Origin of the sequence: Paenibacillus flagellatus (genome assembly GCF_003217775.1) — a bacterium.
Taxonomy (GTDB): Bacteria; Bacillota; Bacilli; order Paenibacillales; family NBRC-103111; genus Paenibacillus_AB; species Paenibacillus_AB flagellatus.
Map to the genome: position 1 here is coordinate 610,523 of NZ_QJVJ01000001.1, position 23,784 is coordinate 634,306.

General features: G+C 62.1%; 15 protein-coding genes. 3 read left to right on the forward strand and 12 right to left on the reverse strand.

Annotation, left to right across the window (positions count from 1 at the left end; translation table 11 throughout):
* Window positions 1–26 precede the first annotated feature (26 nt).
* From DLM86_RS02770 to DLM86_RS02805, 8 genes are all read right to left on the reverse strand, one after another.
* Window positions 27–1,046 carry a sialidase family protein gene (locus DLM86_RS02770; RefSeq protein WP_110838418.1) on the reverse strand — a complete coding sequence of 340 codons (1,020 nt, stop codon included), beginning with the start codon at window positions 1,044–1,046 and terminating at the stop codon, window positions 27–29.
* Window positions 1,047–1,077: 31 nt separating this feature from the next.
* Window positions 1,078–1,962, reverse strand: a complete 885-nt coding sequence (locus DLM86_RS02775) for a carbohydrate ABC transporter permease (RefSeq protein ID WP_110838419.1) — start codon at window positions 1,960–1,962, stop codon at window positions 1,078–1,080.
* Between the two features lie 13 nt (window positions 1,963–1,975).
* Window positions 1,976–2,938: an ABC transporter permease gene (locus DLM86_RS02780; protein WP_245954310.1), complete on the reverse strand. Its 963-nt coding sequence runs from the start codon at window positions 2,936–2,938 to the stop codon at window positions 1,976–1,978.
* Between the two features lie 116 nt (window positions 2,939–3,054).
* On the reverse strand, window positions 3,055–4,584 hold the full coding sequence (locus tag DLM86_RS02785) for an extracellular solute-binding protein (protein ID WP_110838420.1): 1,530 nt from the start codon (window positions 4,582–4,584) through the stop codon (window positions 3,055–3,057).
* A 193-nt stretch (window positions 4,585–4,777) separates the two neighbouring features.
* The gene (locus DLM86_RS02790) at window positions 4,778–7,159 is read right to left on the reverse strand and encodes a helix-turn-helix domain-containing protein (RefSeq protein ID WP_110838421.1); all 2,382 of its coding nucleotides are present in this window, start codon (window positions 7,157–7,159) and stop codon (window positions 4,778–4,780) included.
* A gap of 99 nt (window positions 7,160–7,258) precedes the next feature.
* Complete coding sequence (locus DLM86_RS02795; protein ID WP_158289291.1) at window positions 7,259–8,314, reverse strand: GntR family transcriptional regulator; 1,056 nt, start codon at window positions 8,312–8,314, stop codon at window positions 7,259–7,261.
* Between the two features lie 177 nt (window positions 8,315–8,491).
* Complete coding sequence (locus DLM86_RS02800) at window positions 8,492–11,533, reverse strand: Ig-like domain-containing protein (RefSeq protein ID WP_110838423.1); 3,042 nt, start codon at window positions 11,531–11,533, stop codon at window positions 8,492–8,494.
* Window positions 11,534–11,850: 317 nt separating this feature from the next.
* Entirely contained in the window at window positions 11,851–13,281 is a 1,431-nt protein-coding gene (locus DLM86_RS02805) for an extracellular solute-binding protein (RefSeq protein ID WP_110838424.1), read from the reverse strand.
* 236 nt (window positions 13,282–13,517) lie between these two features.
* Here DLM86_RS02805 and DLM86_RS02810 point away from each other — a divergent pair, with 236 nt between their 5' ends.
* The gene (locus DLM86_RS02810) at window positions 13,518–14,774 is read left to right on the forward strand and encodes a stalk domain-containing protein (protein ID WP_110838425.1); all 1,257 of its coding nucleotides are present in this window, start codon (window positions 13,518–13,520) and stop codon (window positions 14,772–14,774) included.
* 173 nt (window positions 14,775–14,947) lie between these two features.
* Here the strand turns inward: DLM86_RS02810 and DLM86_RS02815 are convergent, their stop codons facing one another.
* A complete protein-coding gene (locus tag DLM86_RS02815) occupies window positions 14,948–15,541 on the reverse strand; it encodes a hypothetical protein (protein ID WP_110838426.1) in 594 nt (197 codons plus the stop codon).
* Between the two features lie 66 nt (window positions 15,542–15,607).
* The gene (locus DLM86_RS02820; RefSeq protein WP_110838427.1) at window positions 15,608–16,090 is read right to left on the reverse strand and encodes a hypothetical protein; all 483 of its coding nucleotides are present in this window, start codon (window positions 16,088–16,090) and stop codon (window positions 15,608–15,610) included.
* A gap of 175 nt (window positions 16,091–16,265) precedes the next feature.
* Here DLM86_RS02820 and DLM86_RS02825 point away from each other — a divergent pair, with 175 nt between their 5' ends.
* Entirely contained in the window at window positions 16,266–18,791 is a 2,526-nt protein-coding gene (locus tag DLM86_RS02825) for a hypothetical protein (protein ID WP_110838428.1), read from the forward strand.
* A 158-nt stretch (window positions 18,792–18,949) separates the two neighbouring features.
* Here the strand turns inward: DLM86_RS02825 and DLM86_RS02830 are convergent, their stop codons facing one another.
* Entirely contained in the window at window positions 18,950–21,388 is a 2,439-nt protein-coding gene (locus DLM86_RS02830; RefSeq protein WP_110838429.1) for a hypothetical protein, read from the reverse strand.
* A 197-nt stretch (window positions 21,389–21,585) separates the two neighbouring features.
* On the opposite strand from DLM86_RS02830, the gene DLM86_RS02835 reads away from it, so the two are divergent.
* Window positions 21,586–22,491, forward strand: a complete 906-nt coding sequence (locus DLM86_RS02835; protein ID WP_110838430.1) for a helix-turn-helix transcriptional regulator — start codon at window positions 21,586–21,588, stop codon at window positions 22,489–22,491.
* Between the two features lie 98 nt (window positions 22,492–22,589).
* On the opposite strand, the gene serC is transcribed toward DLM86_RS02835, so the two are convergent.
* Window positions 22,590–23,678 (reverse strand): 3-phosphoserine/phosphohydroxythreonine transaminase, encoded by a 1,089-nt coding sequence (serC, locus tag DLM86_RS02840; protein ID WP_110838431.1) that lies wholly within the window; start codon window positions 23,676–23,678, stop codon window positions 22,590–22,592.
* Window positions 23,679–23,784: the final 106 nt, after the last annotated feature.

A 23,784-nucleotide genomic window follows, 5' to 3' on the forward strand; every position in this document is an offset into this window, starting at 1 on the left:
TCTTTCCCGCCGCAGCGGTTGATCCGTTAACGTCCATCGACGTACCGGGCCAGCGTCATCCGTTCGTACGGACGCTCCTCCCCGCATTCGTACAGGCATAGGATGGAGCCGTCCTTCGCCACCGCCAAATCCGAATACGCCGCCGGCCCTTCGTGCAGCACCCGCTGCACGGTCCAGCTCCGGCCGCCGTCCGCGCTCGCCCGGACAGTCAGCCGCTCCCGCTTCTCCGAGGCGGGGTTGGCGAACAGCAAGCCTCCCCGCCCGTCCTCGATGACGCTGCCCTGGCAAACCGGTTCGACGAGCGCCTCGTCCAGCTCGATGGGCGACCACGTCAAGCCGCCGTCCAAGCTCCTCGACACGGCTCGGCGGTTGCGCCCGTGGTAGCTGCGCATGTTCAGGTACACCGTGCCGTCCGGCAGCTCGGCGAGCGCGCATTCGTTCGTATAAGCGCCGACGATGCCGCCGATCCGCCACGTTCCGCCGTGATCGTCGCTGTAAATGACGTGCGCCGTATACGGGCCCGACGTCCCCGTCTCCGGGTCCAATACCGCATGGTTGCACGGCACGATCAGCCGGCCGCTTCGCAGCTGCGCCGCGTGGCACGGTCCGGTCGCGTACCACGTCCACCCCGGCCGCTTCACGTCCGCCGTGATGTCCCGCGGCGCCGTCCACGTCAAGCCGTCGTCGTCGCTGCGCATGACGAGCACGTCCCGGGATTTCGTTCCCGCCAAAATGTCCTTCTCGTGGCCGTCCTCCGCGTTGCGGCACAAAAGCAGCCAAATCGTCCCCGTCTCCCGGTCTTGGACGGCGCACGGGTTGCCGATCGTATTCGCGCCGTCGTCGGCGATCCGGGTCCACGGCCCCCAAGTCGCGCCGTGGTCCGCGCTGCGGCGCAAGACGATGTCGATGTCGCCGGCGTCGCCGGCCCCGTTGCGGCGCGCCTCGCAGAAGGCGAGCACCGTCCCCTCGCGGGTGACGAGCAGCGACGGGATGCGGTACGTGTGGTACCCGTGCTCCCCGGCCGCAAATAAGTCCTGTTTCGTCATCACGATTTCCTAACTCCCCTTCCGTTCGCGGTCACCCCTTGACGGAGCCGACCATCATGCCTTTGACGAAATATTTTTGAATAAACGGGTACACGCACAAAATCGGCAGCGTGCTGACGATAATGACCGCCGACTTCAAAGCGGCCGCCGGCGGAGGGTCGCGGATATACTCCACCTGCGTCTCGTCGTGGATCAGACCGGTCAGCAAAATGTTGCGCATGACGACCTGGATCGGCAGCTTGCTCTGGTCGTTGATGTAGATGGATGCGCCGAACCAGTCGTTCCAATGATGGACCGCGTAGAACAGACCGATCGTGGCGATCGCCGGCATCGACAGCGGGACGACGATTTTCCGCAGGATGACCGCGGGGGACGCGCCGTCGATAATCGCCGACTCCTCCAGCTCCTCCGGCAGCGTCATGAAAAAGTTGCGCATGATGAACAAGTTCCACGCGCTGATCAATCCCGGCACGATCAGCACCCACAGCGTATCCTTCAGACCGAGCTTGTCGATGAGCATGTAGTTCGGGATGAGGCCGCCGTGGAAAATCATCGTCAGAAAAACGATCAGCACGAGCCCGTTCCGGCCCGGCAGCGCGCGGCGGGACAGCCCGTATGCGAGCGTCGCGGTAAACAGCAGATTGAGAAACGTGCCGACGACGACCCGGAATAGCGTCACCTTGTAGGCGTTGTAGATGATCATGCCGCGGTTCAGCAGCATTTCGTAGGCGCCGAAGTCGATCTTCTCCGGCACGAGCACGAACGCCCCCCGCCGCATCGATTCCTCCGCGCTCAGAAACGAAGTGGAGAACACCGCCAGAAACGGGATCAGGAACAGAAGCGACAGCACCGTCAGCAGCGCGGCGTTGAAGACGTCGAACGTCCGCTCGCCTGCGGTAGGTTTCCACGCGCTCATCGTTGACCCCCTTCTACCAGATTCCCGTCTGGTTCATTTTTTTGGCGATGTAGTTGGCGCCCAGAATGAGCAGCATGGCGAGCACGTTTTTGAACAGGCCGACCGCCGTCGCGAACGAGTAGTTGAGCTGCGTCAGCCCTTCGCGGTACACGTACGTGTCGATGATGTCCGCCACTTCGTAGACGGCCGGCGAGTAGAGCAGCAGCACCTTCTCGAAGCCGGCGTTCAGCAGGCCGCCGATCGACAGGATGAGCATGATGACGAGCACCGGCGTAATGCCCGGCAGCGTAATGTGCCAAGCCTGCCGCACGCGTCCGGCTCCGTCCATCCGGGCCGCCTCGTACAAGCCGGGATCGATTCCCGTCATCGCCGCCAAGTACAGGATGCTGCCCCAGCCGATCGACTGCCAGACGTGGGAGATGACGAGCACGCCGCGGAAGTAGGCGGGATCGCCGAGGAAATGGATCGGTTCTCCGCCGAAGCGGACGATGATCGCGTTGATCAGCCCTCCGTCGGTCGACAGCACCATCATCGCCAGCCCGGCCACGACGACGGTCGAGATGAAGTGGGGCAAATACGAGATCGTCTGAACGATCCGCTTGAACGCGACGCGGCGCACTTCGTTCAGCAGCAGCGCGAGCAGCACGGACGCCGGGAAGCTGAAGAACAGCTTGTAGAAGCTGATCAGCAGCGTATTGCGCATGACGTTCCAGAAGTAATACGAATTCCAAAATCGGACGAAATGCTTGAACCCGACCCATTCGTTCGTAAAAATCGCACCGACGCCCTCGAACGGCGAAATGTCCTTGAACGCGATCAGGACGCCGAACATCGGGATGTAGTCGAAGACGACGAAGTAGAGCATGCCGGGCAATATCAGCGCGTAATAAAACCGGTTCAGCTTGACGGCCGCAAGCCATCTCCGCTTCGCGGCGCGGCGGGCCGGGACGGGTTCGGTCAAGGCAGCGTCGGACACGTTCGGTCGCTCCTCCTTTCGCAGGCCGGGTGCGCGGACGGACGGCGGATCCCGGGCGGCTTGACGCCGTCGCGGCCCGCCGCCGTCATCCTCCCGGCGGCAATCGTGTCAGCCCGCTACTTTTTCAGCGCATGGTATTGGCGCGTATATTCCGCGATCCATTTGTCGAGCCCCGCCTTGTACAGCTGGTCGATATACTTGTCGAATTCGGCGATCGGCCGCGCCCCCGTCACGAACTTGACCAGCTCCTCGCTCCGCAGCCGGTCGAGATCGCCGAGCGTCGGGATGTTTTCCTTCAGCGCGTTTTTGTCGTACATGATTTTGGCGTCCATCGGCATTTTCGCCACGCTCAAGTTCAGCGCTTCCTTCGTCAAATAGTCGGCGTGCATTTTTTTGACCGGATCCTGGAACGCGTACTTCAGCTCCGTCGCCGTACCGAGCGATACCATGTACTCGCCCGCGTACGTAATGTCCTTGCTCGTCATCTCGATCTCGAACTTGCTGTCGCCGATATATTTCCAGTTCGTGCCGAACGCGGCCGTCAGCGAGTTGGTCGGGATGTCCTGGTATTGGTGGTTGATGAACTTCATGACCGCATCCGGATGCTTCGCCTTCTTCGTGATGACCATGGACGTCGTGCTGGACGGGGACGCCGTCATCAGCTTGCCCTTCGGTCCTTGGATGCCGCGGATGATTTCGTAGTTCGCGTCGGCCGGAAGGTTCGGCTTGATCTGCGGAAACAGCAGCGTAATGCGCGAATACCACATCGACGACGTGCCGACCCGGTTCGTCTTGAGCAGCTCGAGCGGATCGAACTTGGCGAACGCCTCTTTGTAGATGTAGCCTTTCTGGTACCAATCGGCCATTTTGGCGACGAACTCCTTGAACCCCGGAGCGAGCTCGGCCGGCTTCACCTTTCCGTCGGCCGGATCGACCCAATTGCTGTTGCCGTTGTCGAGGTAGCCGCCCATGAAGGCGTTTTTGATCCCGTTCAGGTCGGTCATCATCGGAATGGTGTCGTCTTTGCCGTTGCCGTCCGGGTCTTTTTCCTTGAACGCCTTCAGCACGGCCTCCAGCTCGTCGACCGTCTTCGGCATCGCAAGGCCGAGCTTCTTCAGCCAATCGGAGCGGACCCAGATCGGGTAATGGACGGCGGGCTCGCCGCGCGGAATGCCCCATATGTTCCCGTTCTTGTCGGTCATGTACTCCCACGCCTCGGCGGGCCACGCTTTCTTCACGTCCTGCCCGTATTTGTCCAGCAAGTCGTTGAGCGGAATAATCGCCCCTTTGGACGCATACTGGTCCCAGTTGCCCTGGAACGTGTCGATTTCGTCGCCGGAGCCGAGAAGCAGGTTCAGCTTTTCGGCCTCGGAGCCTTTCGGCGGCACGATGGCGATCGGCTCGATGCCGAGCTTCTCCATGTACATCTTTTTCATCTCTTCGAGCTTTTCCGGCACGCTGCCCTCCGGCTTTTGGTTCAGCGCCCCCGTATTTTGGTAGATGTAAATTTTGGGCGGCGCCTTGCTTTCGTTCCCCTTCGCTTCGTTCGTCGTCCCCGGAGCCCCCGAGCCGGAGCCGGAGCATGCCGCGAGCGCGACCGCGGCCAGCGCGGCGACGGCAGCCGCGCCGGCAACTTTGTTGGCCATACGTGTTCCTCCCTCGATTGGCGAAATGACGAGGCGGCTTTCGGCGCCTCGATGCAGCCCCTACGTTAGCACGGGATGAAAGCGTTTTAAATCATAAGGATTTTACATTCGTACTGCGATTTCTATTTGTCAAAAATGAAGCATGCTTGCATCGGCCCGAGTTCCGCCGGAGAGCGGCGGGAAGCGGGACGTCTCAGGAGCCGTACAACTTTTTATACTCGCCCGGCGTGACGCCCATCGATTCCTTGAACACCTTGATGAAATAGTAGGAGCTGTTGTAGCCGACCCGCCTGCCGATCTCGTTGATTTTCAGGCCGGTTTCGGCGAGCAGCAGCTCCTTGCTCCGCTCGATGCGCACCCGCTTCAAGTAGTCGACGAACGGCTGCCCGGTCATCTGCTTGAACAGCCGGCTAATATAGGCCGGGTTCAAATTGAGCCGCTCCGCGACCGAATTCAGCGACAAATCTTGGCCGTAGTCGCGTTCGATCATGTCGATCACCTTCGCGATATGCTGGTTGCCCTTGGCGCTCATCTCTCCTTCGAAATAGGCGGTCGTCAAAATGATGAGCCGGCGGAACCACCGCCCGATTTTGTCCATCGAATCGAGATCGAGCAGCTCGCGGTACGGATTCGAGCCGTCGCCGAGGACGGCGCGCACGTCCGCTCCGAGCTGGTGGTAGCCGAGGATGATCGCGGTCAGAAGCTGGACGAACAGCGGCTGAATCCGGTTATAGTGCAGCTTGCCCTTGTACGCGTCGATCTCGGCGACGAACGCGTCGAACGCCTGCAGCGCTTCGTCCGTTCTCGCCGTCTTCAGAAAGCCGAGCAGCGCCTCCTCCTTGAGCGCCGGGTAGCGGAAATCGCTCGCCTCGTCGAGCCGGATGTCGTCGATCGAGATGACGTGCCCGCTGCCGTACAGCATCCGGTATTTCAGCGCCTCCAAGGCGTCTTCGTACGCCTGGGGCAAATCGGCGATCGTAGGGCAAATCCGGCCGATCCCCATCGTCCACGCGCCGCCCGATTCGCGGTTCACGTCGTCTAGCAGCCGTTGGGCGAGCCGGAACAGCTGCTGGCGGTCGATGCCGCCGCAGCCGATCACCACCGCGATCGTCTCCCTCCCGGCGTCGATCGCGGCGTACGGCATGTCGAGCGCCTCGCATTGGCGGATCGCCTCCATCGCGAGAAGCTTGGACAGCCCGCCCGTGCGGCGGTCCGCATCCGTTTCGCGAGGGGCGCCGGATTCCGCCGCCAGCGCCAATACGGCGAGATGGCGCGAATCGAGCCGCACGCCCAAGTACGCCATCGTTTCCTCGATGTCCCCGACCGTCATCGAATGCCGGTGCAGCAGCGAAAGCTTGAACTGCTCCCGGTGAAACGGCAAGCTTTCGGCCAGCTTCTCCTTGTAGTAGTCCCGCTCGTCCATCGTCGATTGCACGAAACGGCCGATCGTGCCGATCTCGTCGCCCGTCTCCCCCCGGCGGTCGGATTCGGCCGTTTTCCCGACGCCCGCCAGCGCCTTGAGCCGCGATATCGGGCGGTACAGCGTTCGGGACGACAAGTAGGCGAACGCGATCGACAGCGCGAACACGACGATCGCGGATAGGACGATCGTACGCTTGATCGAAGCGGTCCCCTTAGTAAGCGCTTTCATATCCGATACGTTGAAAAACGTCCAGCCGAGCGTCGCGGAAGCGGAATGGCTGATCCGCTTTTGCCCGCCGCCGACCTCGGCCGCATACGTGCCGGTTTTGCCGATCGCCCCTTCGACGTCCGGCAGGAGCTCGCCGATCGGCCTGTGCAAATGGCTGCCGTCGCCGTGGAACAAAAGGCGCCCCGCCGAAGACGCCACGTAAATGTCGTCCCCGTCGTTCAGCTTGTTGACGATTTCGGCGTACATTTTGGAGGCGTCTAGGTTGACGATGAGCGCGTCGCCGCTCTTTTGCAGCTTGTAGACGACGGTCAGCAAGCTTTTTTCGCCGCCCCGGTACGGCTTCGCCATCCGCGTATCCATGACGACCGGATTCGGCGCCGGGTCGTTCAGCGCCTCCCGCCAGCCCGTATCGTAAAAATCGTCCGGCGCAAACTGCCGGTAGACGCCGTCCTGCTCCGCGGCGATGACGAGACGCTTGGCGCCGTCGTAAAAAAAGATCGATTCCACGAACTCGTTGGACAGCTTGAACGATATCATCGTCTGGAACGCATTCGTCTTCGTCGCCAAGTAACTGTAGAGGGTAGCCAGATCCTCCTTCGGAATTTCCCCTTGGATGCTTTCGTAGTACAAGCCGTTCGGGAAATGCTCGAAATCTTGTACGGCCTGACTGAGCGCCAGCTGCCTCGCGTTCTCGCGAATCCGGTTCAGCACGATCTCGACGGCGTTGATCGTCTGGTGCAAATATTGCAGCTTCACCGTCCCCGTCTCCTTCTCGAGCGTGTGCGACACTTTGGAGTAGGCGACGATATTGGACAGCAGGTTCGGAATGACGGCGATCAGCGCCGTCGCCGTAATGAGCTTCATGAAAAACGTACGCCGCCCGATCCGGGCCCACCGGGCGAACGTCCCTTTGCTTTTCCACATGCAAATAGCCTCCTTTCCGTTTGCGCGCAAGCTCGGCCGCGCAGCGGACCTCCGACGCGAGCCCTCCCGCACCTTGCCGGTCCGACCCCTTCCTTTGCTTTAAGTCGCGGCGGAGCTTCCGCGAACGATCAGCTCGGGCTGCAGCACGACCGTCCGGCTCCCGTCGAGCGCTCCGTCGAGCAGCAGCCGGGCCGCCTGCGCCCCCATTTCGTACGTCGGGAATTTGACCGAGGTGAGCGGCACGGGCATCGTGTCGCAAATGTTCGTATTGTCGCAGCCGACGACGCGGATGTCCTTGCCGACCGAAAGCCCCGCCTCCCGCGCGGCGTCGCAAGCCCCTTTGGCGATCCCGTCGTTGAAGCAGAACAGGCCGTCCGGCTTCTCCGCACCGCGCAGCATCCGCAGCGCGCTTTCATATCCTTCCCCCGCCGGCTCGAACGTCGGCTCGAACGCCACCCATTCCCCGCGCACCGGGACGTTCGCTTCCGCCAACGCGCACACGAAGCCTTGGTACCGTTCCGAGGAAGCCGAGTAAACCGGGCGCGATATGTAACCGATCCGTTCGCAGCCGTTCGCGAGCAAATGCTTCGCGGCGATATACCCGGCGTAAAAGTTGTTGGAGATGACCCGGGGCGCCTGGATGCCCTCCAGCATCCGGTGGCAGAAGACGAACGGAACGCCCGCCGCCTGCAGCTCGTAAAAAGGCGACATGTCGACCGTACCGGTAATGGCCGGCACGACGACGATGCCGTCCACGCCGGTATCGATCAGCTTGCGCAGATGGCGCGTCTGCTTGGGGTAATCGTTGTCGGTATGGCAGACGATCAGATTGACGTCGCCCTCGCTCGCCACGTCGCTTACGCCGCGCAGGATGCCGGGGTAAATATAGTGCAGGATGTCGGGGATGAGCAGTCCCCACGTACGCCCCGCCGCGCCGCTCCCTTGGTTCAGACCGGCCGCATCGGACACGTAGGTGCCGCTGCCGTCGCGTGCGTACAGCACGCCTTCCCCGATCAGCTCCGATACCGCCCGCTCGATCGTCGTCCGGGCCGCTTGATACGTTTCGGACAAAACCGTCCGCGACGGAAGCCGGTCGTGCGGCTTCAGGGAGGCGATATGCTCGAGCAGCATCCGCTTGACCTGTATGTAACGCAAAGAACCGATACTCATGGTAACCACCGCCGTCCTTAAATCTGTATGACAGACTGTAACCAGTCATACTAATTATCATAGCGCAACGGTCCAATTTGTTCCATATCGAATTTGGAAAAGGCAAAACCCCCTCGAACGTTTGTTTCGTTCGAAGGGGTTTTGCCTTTGAGGAATGGACGCTTACTCGCGACGCCCCGGAATGACGACGACGACGCTCCAAGCGTTCCTGCCTCCATATTCGGCGCGAACGGTCGTCACGCCCTTGCGATGGGCTTGGACGAGTCCGGTCGCATCGACGGTCGCGACCGACGGATCGTCGCTCGTATACGAGACGCCGTCCATCGGCGTTCGGGTCGACCCGTCCCGGTAGCGGACCGTTACCGAAGCCCGCTCCTCCCCGCCTTCGCGGATCGGATGGACCGGTTGGAGGTGCAGGAACAAAATCGACGTCGTCACCTTCACGGTCGCGGTCGCCGACATGCCGTTCCACGTCGCTTCAATCGTCGTTTCGCCTTGTCCGCGTGCCGTAACCGATCCGTCCGGGCCGACCGTCGCCACACTCGGATCGGCGCTCGCATACGCGACTCCCGCCGTCAGCGGATGCTTCGTGCCGTCCGAGTAGACCGCCTGCACGACAGCGGTCGTCCGGTCGCCTTCCTTCATCGGCGCGAACGGCGCCAGCTCGATGCCGGTCACCGTCGCCGGCGAGAACCGGACCGTATACGTTTGCCGTCCGGCGCCGAAGGCCGACTCGACTTGGACGGCCGCCTCGCCGGGCACGTACGTCGCCTGCCTAACGGTTACCGCCGATTTCGCCGATTGCGGCACGGCGGCGACGGTCGGAGGCGTCGTCGTGCCGTACGGTACCGGCACGTCATATTCGAGGACGTCCGGCGAGAAGCCGGCAAGCGGGACGCCGTCGAGGCTCAGCTCCTTCAACCGGCTGCCGTCGACGGAGACGACCGCAAGCTTCTCCGATTCGGCGACGCGGCCGTCCGGAAACGTCACCTTCACCCATACGTTAGCCGTCCCGTGCCCGGTGCCCGTCATCGTACCGTCCTGTCCGACGGAGACGACGTCCGGCCGGTCGGAGACGTATTCGAGCGTCAGCGACGATACGTTGCGCGTCCGCCGCCCCTTTTCCAGAAGCGCTTCGGGGTACAGTGCCGCCCTCTGGCCCTTCTCGAGTTCCACGGACGACGCCGTCAGCTCGATACCGCCCGTATAGCCGGCCGTCAGCCCCGGATCGGCGTATTGGATCAGATGCGTGCCGCGAAGGAAGTAGAAACGGCCGAAATCGTCCTGCGCCAGCCCCGTCCGGGCGTCGCCGTTCAATACGGTCAGCTGCTTCGTCGACGCGTCGATCCGGAAGAACGAATGGGCGCTGTTCAACAGCCCGTACACGTTCCCGTCCGTGCCGATCGACAGCTCGGCGTTGCGCCATTCACGGCCGCCGGCGTAAGGGAACTTTTGCTCCCGGTACGTCACGGTGCGCGTCTGCGGATCGAAGACGAACAGCGTTCCGTTAGCGAAGCCCCACACGTAGCCGTCGGGACCGACAAGCAAGCCGGATATCGCCGTTGCGCCGGGCACCGGCACCGTCTCGTACGTTTTGGCGCGGGAGGCGACGTCGAAGACGAACAGCTTCGCCTCCGTCTCCGGCGGAGGATCCTGGCTGCCGAGGCCGCCGTATATCGTCGTGCCCCCGTACAGGCTTCCGTCCTTGTACGCAAGCGACAGCACCGATTGGTTCGGCACGACGTTTTTGAACGTTTGCGTCTGTCCCGACGCCGTGTCGTACAGCGAAAGCGCCCCTTCGACCGAGCCGTACGCGGCGACCGTGCCGATCGCGATCAGCTTCTCGCGCTCCAGACCGAGCACGGCGTAAGGGCGCTCCTGGCCGTCGGCGACGAGGCTTGTCAGCTTCGCCGCTTTGCGAGCAACCGGATCGAATTCGTACAGCTGCGCCTCCGGATAGACACCCGCGTACACCTTATCGCCGAGCGTGCCGAAGCCTTCCACCTGGCTCAGTCCCGGCGTCTTGATCGTCATACCCGTCACCGGGTTGTAGGAAGAGATGCCGCCGCCCGTCAAGTAGCCGCCGACATGGACGGTGCCGTCGGGGCCGTTGACGACCGCGTTCAACGTTTTCGGCGCGCCGGGCAGGGCGAGGCGGACGTTTTTCAGCTTCCCCGTCTCGAGGCTATACTTGAAAAAGCCGCCGCCGTTGCCGGCGAGGCCGACGAGCGAGTAGCCGGGGAGCTCGGGATCTTTCAGCTGCGCGAATCCGTACGATACGCCGGTGCTGGATGCTTTGACCCCGAGCCCTTTTGCCGTATTCGTATCCAGATCGTACTCCATCAGCTCGGCGTTGTACGTGTAATACACCTTGTTCGCGATCGGCGACTTGCCCGACGGGGAACGCGAGATCATCGGCACTTCGGCCAAAACCGCGTTCGTCGCCGTATCGATCGCGAGCATCGTCTTCGCTTTCTCCTTGCGGACGAACAACGTATGGCCGGCGAGATTCATATCGTACAGGAACGGCTCCCCGGCGCGATGCTCGGGCGGCAGTACGCTGCGCTTGCTCCCGGTCGCGAGGTCGTACTCGATCAGGTAGCCGTGCGACCCGGTGCCCGCATACAGCACGTTCCGGTCCGGCTCGTAAGCGAGGCCGCGGACGTACAGCTCGCCCTCCTGCATGACGCCGAAATCGGTGAAGGCGTTCGTCGACGGATCGTACTCGAACACTTTGCCGTTCGGGTACGTACCCCCGTACATTTTGCCGTTCGGGCCGGGAATGAGGCCGTAGACGTAGCCGCCGCCGACCGCCCGGCCGACATTGACGAGCGTCTCCGTCGCCGGCTCGAACCGGTACAACAGGCCGTTGCCGTACGTGCCGATGTAAACGTTTCCAAACGTGTCCACAGCTTGGGACCATGAGCCGCCCGCGTTCGGCAGCTCCATCGTCCGGATCACCTTCTCCTCGTCGATATCGACGGTGACGAAGATGGCCGGGTCCGCCTGCACGACCGTATACATGACGTTGCGGCCGTTCTCGACGCCGAACGCCGACGTCATGACGGTGACGACGCCGGTGATCGGCGTGCCCAGATCGGTTACGATCGCCCCTCCTTCCTGAGCGCCGGCGCTCCGGACGAAGCCGGGCGTGCCGAACAGCAGCGCGATTGCGACGACAAGCGTCAGCCAACGGGATTTCAACACAATCACTCCTCTATGGGAAAGATAGGTAAAATACCGGTATATATACCGGTATACAAAACGTACTACCGGGGCCTTGCTCCGTCAATGCGACGAAAGTCCCGTAGCTTGCCGGAAAACGGGCCGATTAGGCAGAAGTTTGTCGAAGTCGGGATTTTTCCAGTACGGGAGGGCGATTGGCACGGCATTGCCTAAAATAGCGTACGTTCGTAAGCTATTCGGCACGGGCGGCGGGATTTCGGGGCAATAAGGTCCGATTCGTACGGTATTCCGCTCAACGAGGCCGAAGGGCGGGGGGTATCCCCCCCGCCCCTCCTCTACTTCGCGCCACGAACGCCCGGCTCTTCTCGGGCGAGCAGCGGCTCGATCCGCCTGCACGCCTCGCCCGGGCTTTCCAGGTTGGACCACAGCAATACGAGCTCGCGCTGCAGCATATCGATCTTGTCTTGGGCGACGCCCAGCTCGTTCAGCGAGCGCGCATGCGGCACGACGTCCCGGAACGCGCCGTAATGCTTCGGGTGGACGTCGGGGTTCCACAGCGACTCGTCCTCCGCCACCGAAGCGCGTGCCGGCAGCGTACAGCCCTCGCGCTTGATGACGGCTTGAGCCTCCCGGCCGAGCATGAATTCGGCGAACGTTCTCGCCAGCTTCTCCTGATCGGTGCCGCTTCGGATCGCGAGCCCTCCGCCGATGAGCGTCGTCCCCTTCGTCCGGTTGCCCGGCACGACCGGCAGCACGTCCCAGTTCATGCCGTTATGCCGAAACTCGCTCATGAAATAATAGGTGCTGAGCACGACGGCCACCTTGTTGCGGATGAACAAATCTTCCACGAGCCGCGTGCTGCCGTGAATCGAGATCGGCGACACTTGATGCTTGTACATCAGGTCGAGGCAAAACTGGAACGCCTCCTCCGTCCGCTCCCCCGCAAACGACGGCGTCGACCCGTCCTCCTCGTAGAAGGCGCCGCCGTTCTGCAGCAAAAACGAAGACCACCGGTTGCCCGATATGGAAAACCCGAAGCCGTATTGCTGCTTGTTCCCCTGCTCGTCGGCGAGCGTATACCGCTGCGCCAGCGCAAGCAAGTCGTCCCAATCGTCCAGCCGCACCGAAGCGGGATCGGGAATCAGCTCCGTATTGTAGCAGTACACGACCGGCGAAAACACGAGCGGCACCGCCTTCAACCGCGCTCCTTCCGTAAACATGCGCAGCACGCCCGGGTAGACGTCCTCCGCTCCGTCCCATTCGTCCGGGGCGCTCGACAGCAGCGCGTCCAGCTTGCCCGCCTGACCGATCTGACGCAAATGAAACTCCGACACGAGCACCACGTCCGGCGCTTGCTCGCCCTCGAACGAATGCAGCACGCTCGCCACGTAATTCGCCGTCGGAAGAACGGCCAGCTCGACCTTCACGTGGGGATACGCTTGCTCGAACAGCCGGATCGTCTTATGCAAAATCGGGATTTCGTACGACTCGGAGAAACAGGCGACCTTCAGCGGCCGCTTCTCGTACTTGCGCTCCGGCTGGCGCACCCGGTTGCCCTTGCCGGGCATTTTCTCGATCAGACCGTCCGCCTCGAGCTCGGCCAGCACCCGGCGAACCGATGTCCGGCTCAAATTGTACCGTTCGCCGAGCGTCACTTCCGACAGCAAAAATTCGCCCGGGCGAATGGCGCCGCTTAAAATTTCGCCTCTTATTTCGTTGCGGAATAATGCGTATCGTCCCTCGAATTCGTTACGTTTCTTCAGCAAAGCGACCGCTCCTACGCCTTCGATTGTTTCCCTTCAGTATACCATGGGAGACTAGGCTTGGAAACGCGGTGCGGAGTCGGCCGACCGGGCGATCCCGGCGGAGAAAAGGCGACCCGTGTCGCCCACTCGTGACGAGCCGACTACTTTTATCCGTCCAAGGTTCCTGTTTTTCCCCGAAGCCTTCATAGTATGATTGTTCATTGTTGGCAAAATTCCGATACGGATGGAGGATCACGATGAACGGAACTCAAATTGGCTGCAAAATTCTCGTCAGTTCGCTCGCGATCGCGTTGACGATCGGCACGGCCGCCCGCGGCGCATCGGCTGCGGATACCGCCTTCATCAACCGGATGGCCGAGCAGTATGCGGCTTTCGAGCAAAAGCATCGGGAGCAGTACGACGGCTACCTCAAAAACGAAAAAAAGATGTACGATACGTACCGCAATCAGATGCTGTCGGTCTACAACGAGCTGCTGCGGCTCGCCCGCGCGGATCTGGACGAAATGACGGCCCTTCTGGATAACGACATCCGGCAGCTGAAGCTAAGCTACAAGGAAAACAGCGACGCCTTCCGCACTTACGCGCGAATGGCGGACAAAGACCGGGCCGGAGAGCCGATGGATCTGTACGAGGACACGATGGACCCGGACAACGCCGGGAGCCCGATGGACGTGTTCGAGGATAGTCTCGATCCCGATTCGGCAGGCGAAGCGATGGATCTGTATGCGGACGAGATCGATCCCGATTCGGCAGGCAGCGCACTCGATGCGTACGAGGACGACGTCGATCCCGACTCGGCGGGCGGCATCATGGACCGCTTCGAGGACGAATCGTCGGTCGACTCGGCAGGCAGCGTCATGGATCGTTACGAGGACGGGGATATAACGAAGAACGAAGCCGAGCGGCGGATGGCCGAAGCGTTGGCCAAAGCGGAAGCGGATATGAGCAAGCGGATCGGCGATACCCGCCAAGCCGTCCAAAACCGCAAAAACAGCTCGCTGCAAGCGATTCGCGACGCCTGGCTGAACGCCAAAAACGCGATCGTCCGCCAGCGCGAGAAGACGATCGCCGATCTGTCCGCGGCCCGCGAGAAGCTGACTGGAACGGGCATCTCGTTCAAACCGCTCGTACCGGACAACTGGATTACGGTTATCGTGAACGGAGACTACATGATTTTCGAGCAGCCCCCGGTTATCGTGAGCGGCAACACGCTCGTCCCGATGCGCGCCATTTTCGAAAAGCTCGGTGCCGAGGTGTCTTGGGACCCCGACCGTCAAGCGGTCACGGCCAAGAAGGAAGGAACGACCGTCTGGCTGCAGATCGACAACAGTATCGCCAAAGTCGGAAATCGGGATCAATCGCTGGAGGTTTCCCCCCGCATCATGAACGGATCGACGATGGTGCCGCTGCGGTTCGTCGGCGAAGCGCTCGGGGCGGACGTGAAATGGGACGACAGCCTCAAAACGGTTACGATCGCGTCCGCTTCGCAGTAAAGGACGCGCTTTGGCTAGCGACATCAAAACGGGACTTGATGCATGACTTGCATCTGTCCCGTTTTTCCATTCCAACGCATAACCGATGTATAAGTCATCTCCCTTGCGGGACGCTAAAGCTTATACGAAAATAGAAATCCAACGCCGGCGTTGGATCTCCAACCCTTGAACCCCTAGGAAAACGTTTGTCGGATATTCGTAAGCTGCTCATCCATCGTATGCAGCGTCTCGGCGATCCGGACTTGCTGGTTGATCCGATCCAGCAGTGCGGCGGTTTCCGACAGTTGATTTTCCAGCTCTCGAACCAAGTCGTGTTCGAGCTTGTTCTCGGACCGCTCCAATTGCTGCAGCATTCCGTCGATCGTGATGGGCCGACTATCGGGAGCGGGTTTGGGCGTAGGAATAATGGCGATAACGGGTTCCGCGGTGGGCGATCGCACGGCAGATGCGGTAAACCCTAACGCTTCATGCTTGGCCTCTGCTTGCTTCTTATCCTTCGAGGCCATGTACGGATTGGCCGTGACCGCCGCCGCTTCCTTTTGGGGCGGTTGCGCCGGCCGGACCGGCGGTGCGACCCTGCTTCCGATTTCTATAGGATGCCGTTCTTCCGCGGCCTCCATTCCGAAACGGTGATCGTTCGCGGCGGGCTTCAGAGCCGAAGCCTGCGTACCGTTATCGAAATCTTGATCGATCGTTCGGGTGATACTCCTCCAAGCGATCATCCCCAACACGACGATCGCAACCAGAATCAAACCGGTAATGATCACGGGAACACCCCTTTCGTTCGGATGATAAAAAGAGGGTTACGTATAACGCAACCCGTCATGTCTCGGTTATTGTTGAATGGAGCTGGTCGTCGTATTGAACTGGTTTTGCATGCCTTGCTTATTCGTCGACGAATATTGTTGGCTGATTTGCTCCGTTTGTTGTTGCGACTGTTGAACAAGCTGCTGCATTTGATTCAGCATTTGGAACGATTGTACGGTTTGGTTCGCCTGCGCCAACGTTTGGGCAGCTTGTTGAATCGATTGCTGCAGCTGATTCATCGCCTGTTTTTGCTGGCTTTGAATTTGGCGGCTGAACTGGTTCATTTGGTCGACGAGGTGGCTGATTTGCTGCTGGTTTTGGGAAGAGCCGGTGAAGCTGCTTTGCTGAGGCTGAACCCCGGACAGAATTTTTTGCATTTCTTTCAGTTGGTTTTCCAAGGGGGACAGCTCGTTGGCGATTTCGACCTTGACGGAATCGGCAATTTCTTCCGCAATCGCCGATTGCGTAACCGTAACGGCTTTAGTCGCTTCTTCTTTTTTCAATGTCATGGCAGTGAATTCTCCTTTAAGGAAGTGTATTGGACAACGGAACTAGTTTGTCCGGGCCATGGGGATGTATGCTTGGGTGTTCTTGTAAGACCGTACGACTTCCCACAACTTTTCCGGCCGCTCATCGTCTATTCCTTTGCTAATGATTTCCTTTCGATCGAACGGAGGAATCGGAATGAGGAGATGGAACCGGAAAGTTTGGCTCGTTGGCGGGTGCGTGACGGGGATTGCGTTCTGTGCGGCATTGGCGCTTCAATCGCTTCCCGCTTCGGAGAACGGCGGAACGGAAAGGACACGGACGGAGCAAGCGGAGGACGGCGAAGCGGCTCGCCCCGTCGCGAACGAAGCGGTCTGGGAGGAGGCGCTCCTCTGGAGCGAGGCATCCGGCGCATTTTCTTCCCACGCCGACACCCCCGTGGTCGTGCTGCGGACGGATGACCTAATGCTCTTCGTCCGAAACGGCGAGCTTCGGTATGCCCGCAAAGGGGCCGATCAAGGCGTGCTGATGCATTTTCCCGAAAAGCTGCAAGTAACACGATGGCCGGGAGACCGCGGCCTGCTGCTCGGAGGAACGCCCGAAGCCGCTCCGGCGGCGGGTCAAACGCTCATCCACTCGTGGACCTATATTCCTCTCCCTCTGGAAAAAGAGAACCCGGCGGCATCCGTTCGGACGATGGGTCCGACCGATTTTGCGCCTGCCGAGGCGGTCCGGGTCCGTGCGATCGAAAACCCGCTGCGGCTCTTGATTCAAACCCGGTCGTCGGGCGAACGGAACGAGTACATGCTGACACCCGGCTCGGACACGGTACGCTATGTGAGCTCCATCCTCCCTCCGGAACGGGACCTCCCCGATCGGATTGTTCCGCAAACGCACGATGACCGGATTACCCCGCTTGTTCCCGACCGATCGATTTCTGGGCCGGCGCAGCCGATTTATAGCTTCCGCAGCGAAGACGGAACGTTGCTGTATCAAACCGAGCCTTCCGAGAGCGCGGCGTTCTATCCAGGCCTCGCTTACGATTCCTCCGTTAGAGTAGCGGCGGAAAAGGCGGGCGAGGAACGGTTCGCCGTGCTGTTGAAATCCGATGCCGGTGCGACGTATATGGCCTCTCCCGGAGAGTCTTGGCTGTACCCTTGGCATGCGGAGCTGAGTACCCCGGGCTGGGTGGCGCTCAACAAACATTCGCTGTACCGTCTGACCGAATCCCGGCTCGAAACGGCAGCCTACCGATTCGTTCGCGGAGGAGCGGAGCTCCATATGTCCGCTTTGCCGCTGGAGGATCTGACGTATGTAGGGCGAACGGGCACCCGGCTCGAATTCGCCGGGACGAAGGACGGGGGCGGCGTTTTCCTGTCGCTCCACGACTTGTCCAACCTGCAAACACCCGAGCCCCGGACGGCGGACTTGTCCATTCGCGCCCAATTGGACGGCGTGCCGATCCCGTCGGAACCGGCGGCCCCCGCTCCGTACTTCGAAGAACGCCGTGTCCCCTTCTCCAAATTCGATCCCGATCGATGGCCCTCCACCCTGCCCGCCGGCTTGACGGAGGAACTCGACAAGCTTAGAGATATGGGAAGCGGCGACGCCATGAGCAGCACGACCTTTTACGAGCATAGCGGCACTTGGTACGTGCTGGAGTACGACCGGCTATCCCGCTTCGTTCCGGAGCGCGAGCCGTTGAAGCGGCTCGAATTCGTCGCGAGACTCCCGGTCGGCGTATCCTGCTCCGTCAGCAACTACAGCGTCTGCAGAACCGCGGAACGTTTCCTGCAGGCGTCCGGTCATTGGTTTGTGGCGGATACGTACAAGGATCGTCTCTTGAAGCTGAACGACCGTTTCGAAATCGTCGGCGAAACGAATGTGCCGCTCCCCACTTCCGTCTTACTTGACGAGGGCGGCGGGTTATCGGTCGAGGCGCTTGACGGGACGTACCGGTTCGACCTCGAGCTCCGTCTCGACGGCAAGCGGGAGCGCGGCTTCACCGCCGTACCGGCCGGTTCGGACACCGTCGCCTCCCTGTTCCCCTCCGCGTACTGGGAAGACGCGAGCACCGGGCTTCTCTGGTACTACGAGTCCGGCTATCTGCATCAATATCGCAGCGATACGAAAACGGTGCGCTCTACTTATGCGGGCCATCTGGAAAATGCGCGCGGGGCGTTTCGAATCGTGCCCTACCGCGATCGCGTGCTCGCCTTCTCGGATCATCTCCTGCTGCAGTTTCGCCGGGCGGACGGCCGTTTCCTTCGTGCGTTCCGCTTCGACCGCGCGGAGCCCGACGGCATTTACGATACTTCTCCCACGGGCGAAAACAGCTTCGTCCTCGATCAACAGAAAAGCCGCTTGTACTTGGTGCAGGGGTACCGCATTTTGGACATCGACCTCGAATCGGGAACGGTTCGGGAGCTGTTCCGCCAAGACCACGCCGAGTTGGGCCGGATCGTGCTCGATCGGGACCGCCTGCTGTTCACCCTGCAGCCCGGCGGAAGATGGGCCGGGATGCAGCATGACGACCCCGGCCTCGCGAACGAATTGATCCGTCTGGACCTCGGTACCGGACGCACCGCACGTTACGGCATTCCCGATTCCTATTATTCCGGCCGTATAAGCGGCGACGGCTTGATCTTGAGCCTGTTCGAGCCGGCCGGATCCGGACGCGCGCCGGAGCTGCGCATACCGCTCGACCGACTGGAGCTGCGGTAACGCCGGGATACCTGCTGAAAAAAATCGGAATGCCGGCGAACCGAAATGTCCCCTGCTCCATCTAATGCCAAAAGCTGCCGTCCATCTGGATCGGCAGCTTTCGGTCTTCGTTCGCAACGTCGGCAATATCGTCCGCGCGGCTTACCGAATAAGCCGTTTCAAGGCACGAGCCGGTACAGCTCCGTTCCGACTACATAGTACAAATGCCCGTAATCGTCCTCGGCCAAAAACTTGCCCCCGTCGTCCCGGATCGTCTCGATACGGCGGCCGGCCGGGTCGAAGCGGAAGACGTACCGGCCTCCGACCGTCCCGTACAGCCTCCCGTCGGCCGCTTCCAGCAGCGTCGCGTCGCGCCAGACGAACCGCTCGCCGTACTTGACGTCGGGGAACGCTTCCTCGAAATGGACGAACGTCCGCGACTGCGGGTCGAAGCCGAACAGGTATCCCTCGGCCATCCCCCACAGCAGGCCGCCGGTCGCCCAAGCGAGCGCGGTTACCGCCTTCAAGCCCGGCACCGGCAGCGAAAGGACGGCGAATTCCCGCGTCGCGGAGTCGAACCGGAGCAGCTTCGCCTCCGTCTCGCTCGGCTCGATGCCGATGCCGCCCCAAATCGACGAGCCCGCGTAGACGATGCCGTCCCGGCACGCGAGCGCGATCAGGCTCTGGTTCGGCACCGCATGCCGGTAAAAGTCGAACGTACCGCTCGCCGGGTCGTACACGGTCAAGGCGCCGCCCAGCTTGCCGTAGCCGGATACCGTCCCGACGTACAGCTTCCCTCCGTCGGCCGCCATCCCGAACGGCCGGTCCTGCTCCTCATCCTTCAGCGCGAACAGCAGACGGGGGTTGTCTCCTCCCCGGTCCGCCGTCCACGGCTTCCCGGGATCGTATTCGTACAGCCGCGCGCCCGGGTATACGCCGAAATACAGCTTGCCGTCCAGCTCGGCCATGTTCTCCGACTGCATCACCCCGCGCCGCTGCACCGTCTCGTCGTCCCGCATCGGCGTGTAGACGCCGTGGCCGCCGACAAGAAAGCCGCTCGTGTACAGGCGAGAATCGGGACCGTGCACGATGCTGACCAGGTTGGCCGGCGCTTCCGGGAACGACAGCTCCAACGAAGCGAGCTTGCCGGTTGCGGCGTTATACTTCGTCAGCCGCGTCCTTCCGTTCGCCGATCCGATCCCGACAAGCGTATACCCGGGGAAATTCGTCTGATCGTCCAGACGGACGACGAACTGGTCGAGCGTCATCGCGTCGGCGACGCCCGTCGGCTCGGAGCGCCGGGCCGCCACGTCGTAGCGCCACAGTCCCCCGCTGCCGCCGTAGTAGACGCCGCCGTCGTATTCCGGGGAGACGCCGAGCGAATGAACGCCGTCGATCGTCGCCTCCACGGCAGGAAGGCCGCTCTCGTCGCCCTCCAAGCCGCAGACGTACGTCCGGCAGCTCGGGGTCGCCCGGACGAACAATTTGCCGGCCGCCACGTTGACGTCGTAGACGAACTGCTCGCCGCGCAGCTCCTCCGCCAGCCAATCGGTCACCGCGCCCGTCCGCGCATCGAGCCGCTTCAAGGACGCGTGCGAGCCGATGCCGGCATACACCGCGCCCCGCTCCGCGTCGAACGCGACGTCGCGCACGTAGCTCTCCCCCGGCTGCAGCGGAGCCGGCCCGAGCTGCGCGAACCCTTCGTCCGGCGAGTAGCGGAACAGCATGGCGCCCGGGTACGTGCCGCCGTAGATTTCGCTGCCGGCGCCGGCCGCCAAGCCGTAGACGAACATTTCGCCCTCGCGCGGCTTGCCGACCACGGTTATGTCCGGCTCGCCCGGCACGTACCGGTACAGCAGGCCGTTCTCGTACGAGCCGGCATAGACGGAGCCGTCGTTGGCCGCGACGGCCGACCAGCCGCCCGCCGCGCCCGGCAGCTCCCAGACGCCGACGGTCGAGCCGTCGTTCGGGTCGATCGCGACGAGCCGGGCGCAGCAGCCGGCGGAGCCGTCGGCCACCGCATAGACGGTGGCGCGGCCCGCCGCATCCCGGCCGACCGCGGCGGCGTGGATCGTCGCGTTCGTCACCTGCGCGCCGAGCGCCGTATGCTTGGCCGTGACGCGGACGTCGCCGAACCGGACGTCGCCGCCGGCCGGCAGCGGGTCCGCGCGGAGGACGACGGCGAGCGCGGCCGTCCCCTCGGGCGCCGTCGCAGCCGCGGCGATCGTCCGCCAGCCGCCGTCGGCCATGCCGGCGCCCGCACGCATCGGCGGCACAGCGGCCGCCTCCGCCGCGAGCGGCCGGCCCGCGCCGTCGTAGAAGCGCAGCGCCACGGCGCCGCCGGTATCGCGCTCCGGCCTGCACGCCGCGTAGGCGTAGTACGTCCGGCCCGGACCCGCAGGCACGCGAGCGCTCTCGGCGAACGTGCCGGCACCGCCGCCGGTCGCCGCTTCGTCCGCCGCGAGCCGCAGCGCCCGGCCGGCCGGCGCTCCCGCCTCCGCCTCCGCGCCGACGACGGTCGCGCTCTTTTCCCCGCCCGGTACGGTCCAGCCGGTCAACCCTTCCTCGAATCTTGCGTTCGGGACGATCGTATCTCCCGCCGCCGCTGCATGCCGCATGGCGCAACTCCTCCTTCGCGCTAACGCCCCTAGCTTGCCATCGGAGCGCCGCTTCAACTTGGTACTCCCGTTTCTTGCCGTCATATGATACAATACAGACAAGTTATATACCTGATTAAACGTTTTGTCAACGACGATCGCAGGCCGGTATTCGACGATTGCCCATTCCGCTTTCCAATGAAGAGGAGGGAATTCGATTGGCCCTGTTTCCCCAGTATCAGGACGCCACCGCCGACGACCGATTTTTGGTCGGCCAGCAAAAGGGACGGCTCCCGTTCTACATTTCGTGCCACCAGCCCCGTTCCCATTACCCGATGCACTATCACGACTTCGCCGAGCTGTCCTTCGTCGTCGAAGGCAGCGGCTCCGAATCGATCAACGGCGTCGCGCACCCTATGCGCTGCGGCACGATGTCGCTCCTGCTGCCTCACCACATCCACGAGATCCGCAGCGATCCGGGCGCCCCGCTCAAGCTGTACAGCTGCATGTTCGACATCGGCATTTTGTCCGGCAGCGCGTACGAATCGCATATCGCCCGATGGATTCATCAAGTCGGCACGGAGCTGCCTTCCTGGCACCATTTCGAAGGCGAGCGCTTGAAAGCGGTTACCACTTTGCTCGACCAAATCACCCTGGAATACAAGGAAAGCCGGCTCGGACGCGACGCCATCCTGCGGGGCAAGCTGATCGAAGCGATCACCCTGTTTCTTCGCGCTCTTCTCGACCGGGGCGACCCGACTCCCTCCCGGAAAAGCCCGACGAGTCCGCGCGTCTGGAACATTTTGCGCTACATTCATCTCCACTTCAACGAGCCGATAAGCCTGAACTCCGTTTCGTCCCACTTCGGCCTGCACGCTTCCTACATCAGCCGGATGTTCAAGGAACAGACGGGCAAAACCGTCAACGACTACATGCACGCGCTGCGCATCGCCCGTTCCACCACGCTGCTTCTGACCAGCTCCATGTCCATTTCCGACATTTGCCTCGAGGTCGGCTACGACAATTACCGGACGTTCGCCCGCGTCTTCCGCGAGCATCACGGCATGTCGCCGTCCGAGTACCGGATGTCGCGAAGCGCCGCGCCGGACGTGCGTCCGCGATAGGCGGAGTCCCTGCCGTCCGATCGCCCGCGAACAAAAAGACCGCCCCGCAGCCCTGAAGCCGCGAGGCGGTCGTTCTTAACGAAAAGCGTCGGTTCCTTTCAGCCGTTGCGCTGCCGGAAGTCGTTCATGAAATCGGCCAGCGCCTTGCAGCTTTCGTACGGGACCGCATTGTAGGTCGACGCGCGCAGATGGCCGACGTCGCGGTGTCCTTTCAGCCCGACGAAGCCCTGCTTCTCCGACTCCTGGATGAACCGCTTCTCCAGCTCCTCGCTGCCGAGCGCGAACGTAATGTTCATGATGGAGCGGCTGCCCGGCTCGACCAAGCCGCGGTAGAACCCGCCGCTGCCGTCGATGGCGTCGTAGATCAGCTTCGTCTTGTCGCGGTTCATCCGCTCCATCGCCTCGAGTCCGCCGTGCGACTTGATCCATTTCAGCACGAGGTTCACGATGTAGACCGAATAGACCGGCGGCGTGTTGTACAGCGATTTGCTCTTCGCGTGCGTATCGTAGCGAAGCATCGTCGGCACGTGCTTCGGCGAAGCCTGCAGCAGCTCGTCGCGCGCGATGACGACGGTGACGCCGGACGGGCCGAGATTTTTTTGCGCTCCCGCGTAGATGAAATCGAACTTCGACACGTCGATCGGCCGGCACATGATGTCGCTCGACAAGTCGCCGATCAGCGGTACGGACCCCGTATCCGGGTAAGCCGCATACTGGGAGCCCGCGATCGTCTCGTTCGACGTGATGTGGACGTAGGCCGCGTCCGGACGCACCTCGATGTCGCCAGGCGCCGGAATGGCGCGGAATCCGCTCGCTTCGCCGCTGGCCGCGACATAGATCTCGCCGAACCCTTTCGCTTCCTTCGCCGCCTTGTCCGCCCAGCTGCCGGTCAGCACGTAGCCGGCCGCCGTACCCGGCTTCAGGAAGTTCATCGGGATCATCGCGAACTGCGTGCTTGCGCCCCCTTGCAGGAACAGCACCTGGTAGCCGTCCGGAACGCCGAGCAGCTCCTTGACAAGCGACTGCGATTCGTCGTTCACCTGCTCGTACTCTTTGCTGCGATGGGAAATTTCCATGATCGACATGCCGATTCCGCGGAAGTCGACGAACTCCTCCTGCGCTTGCTGAAGCACCTCGAGCGGCAGCGCGGCCGGCCCGGCGTTGAAATTGTAAGCCCGCTTCGTCATCGTCCAATTCCTCTTTTCCGATTGTGTAATATGGCTATGATAGCAGTATTCGCCTAGCCGTTCAATATGATCGGGGGAATTTGTCCGAAATCCGTCCAAAAATGCG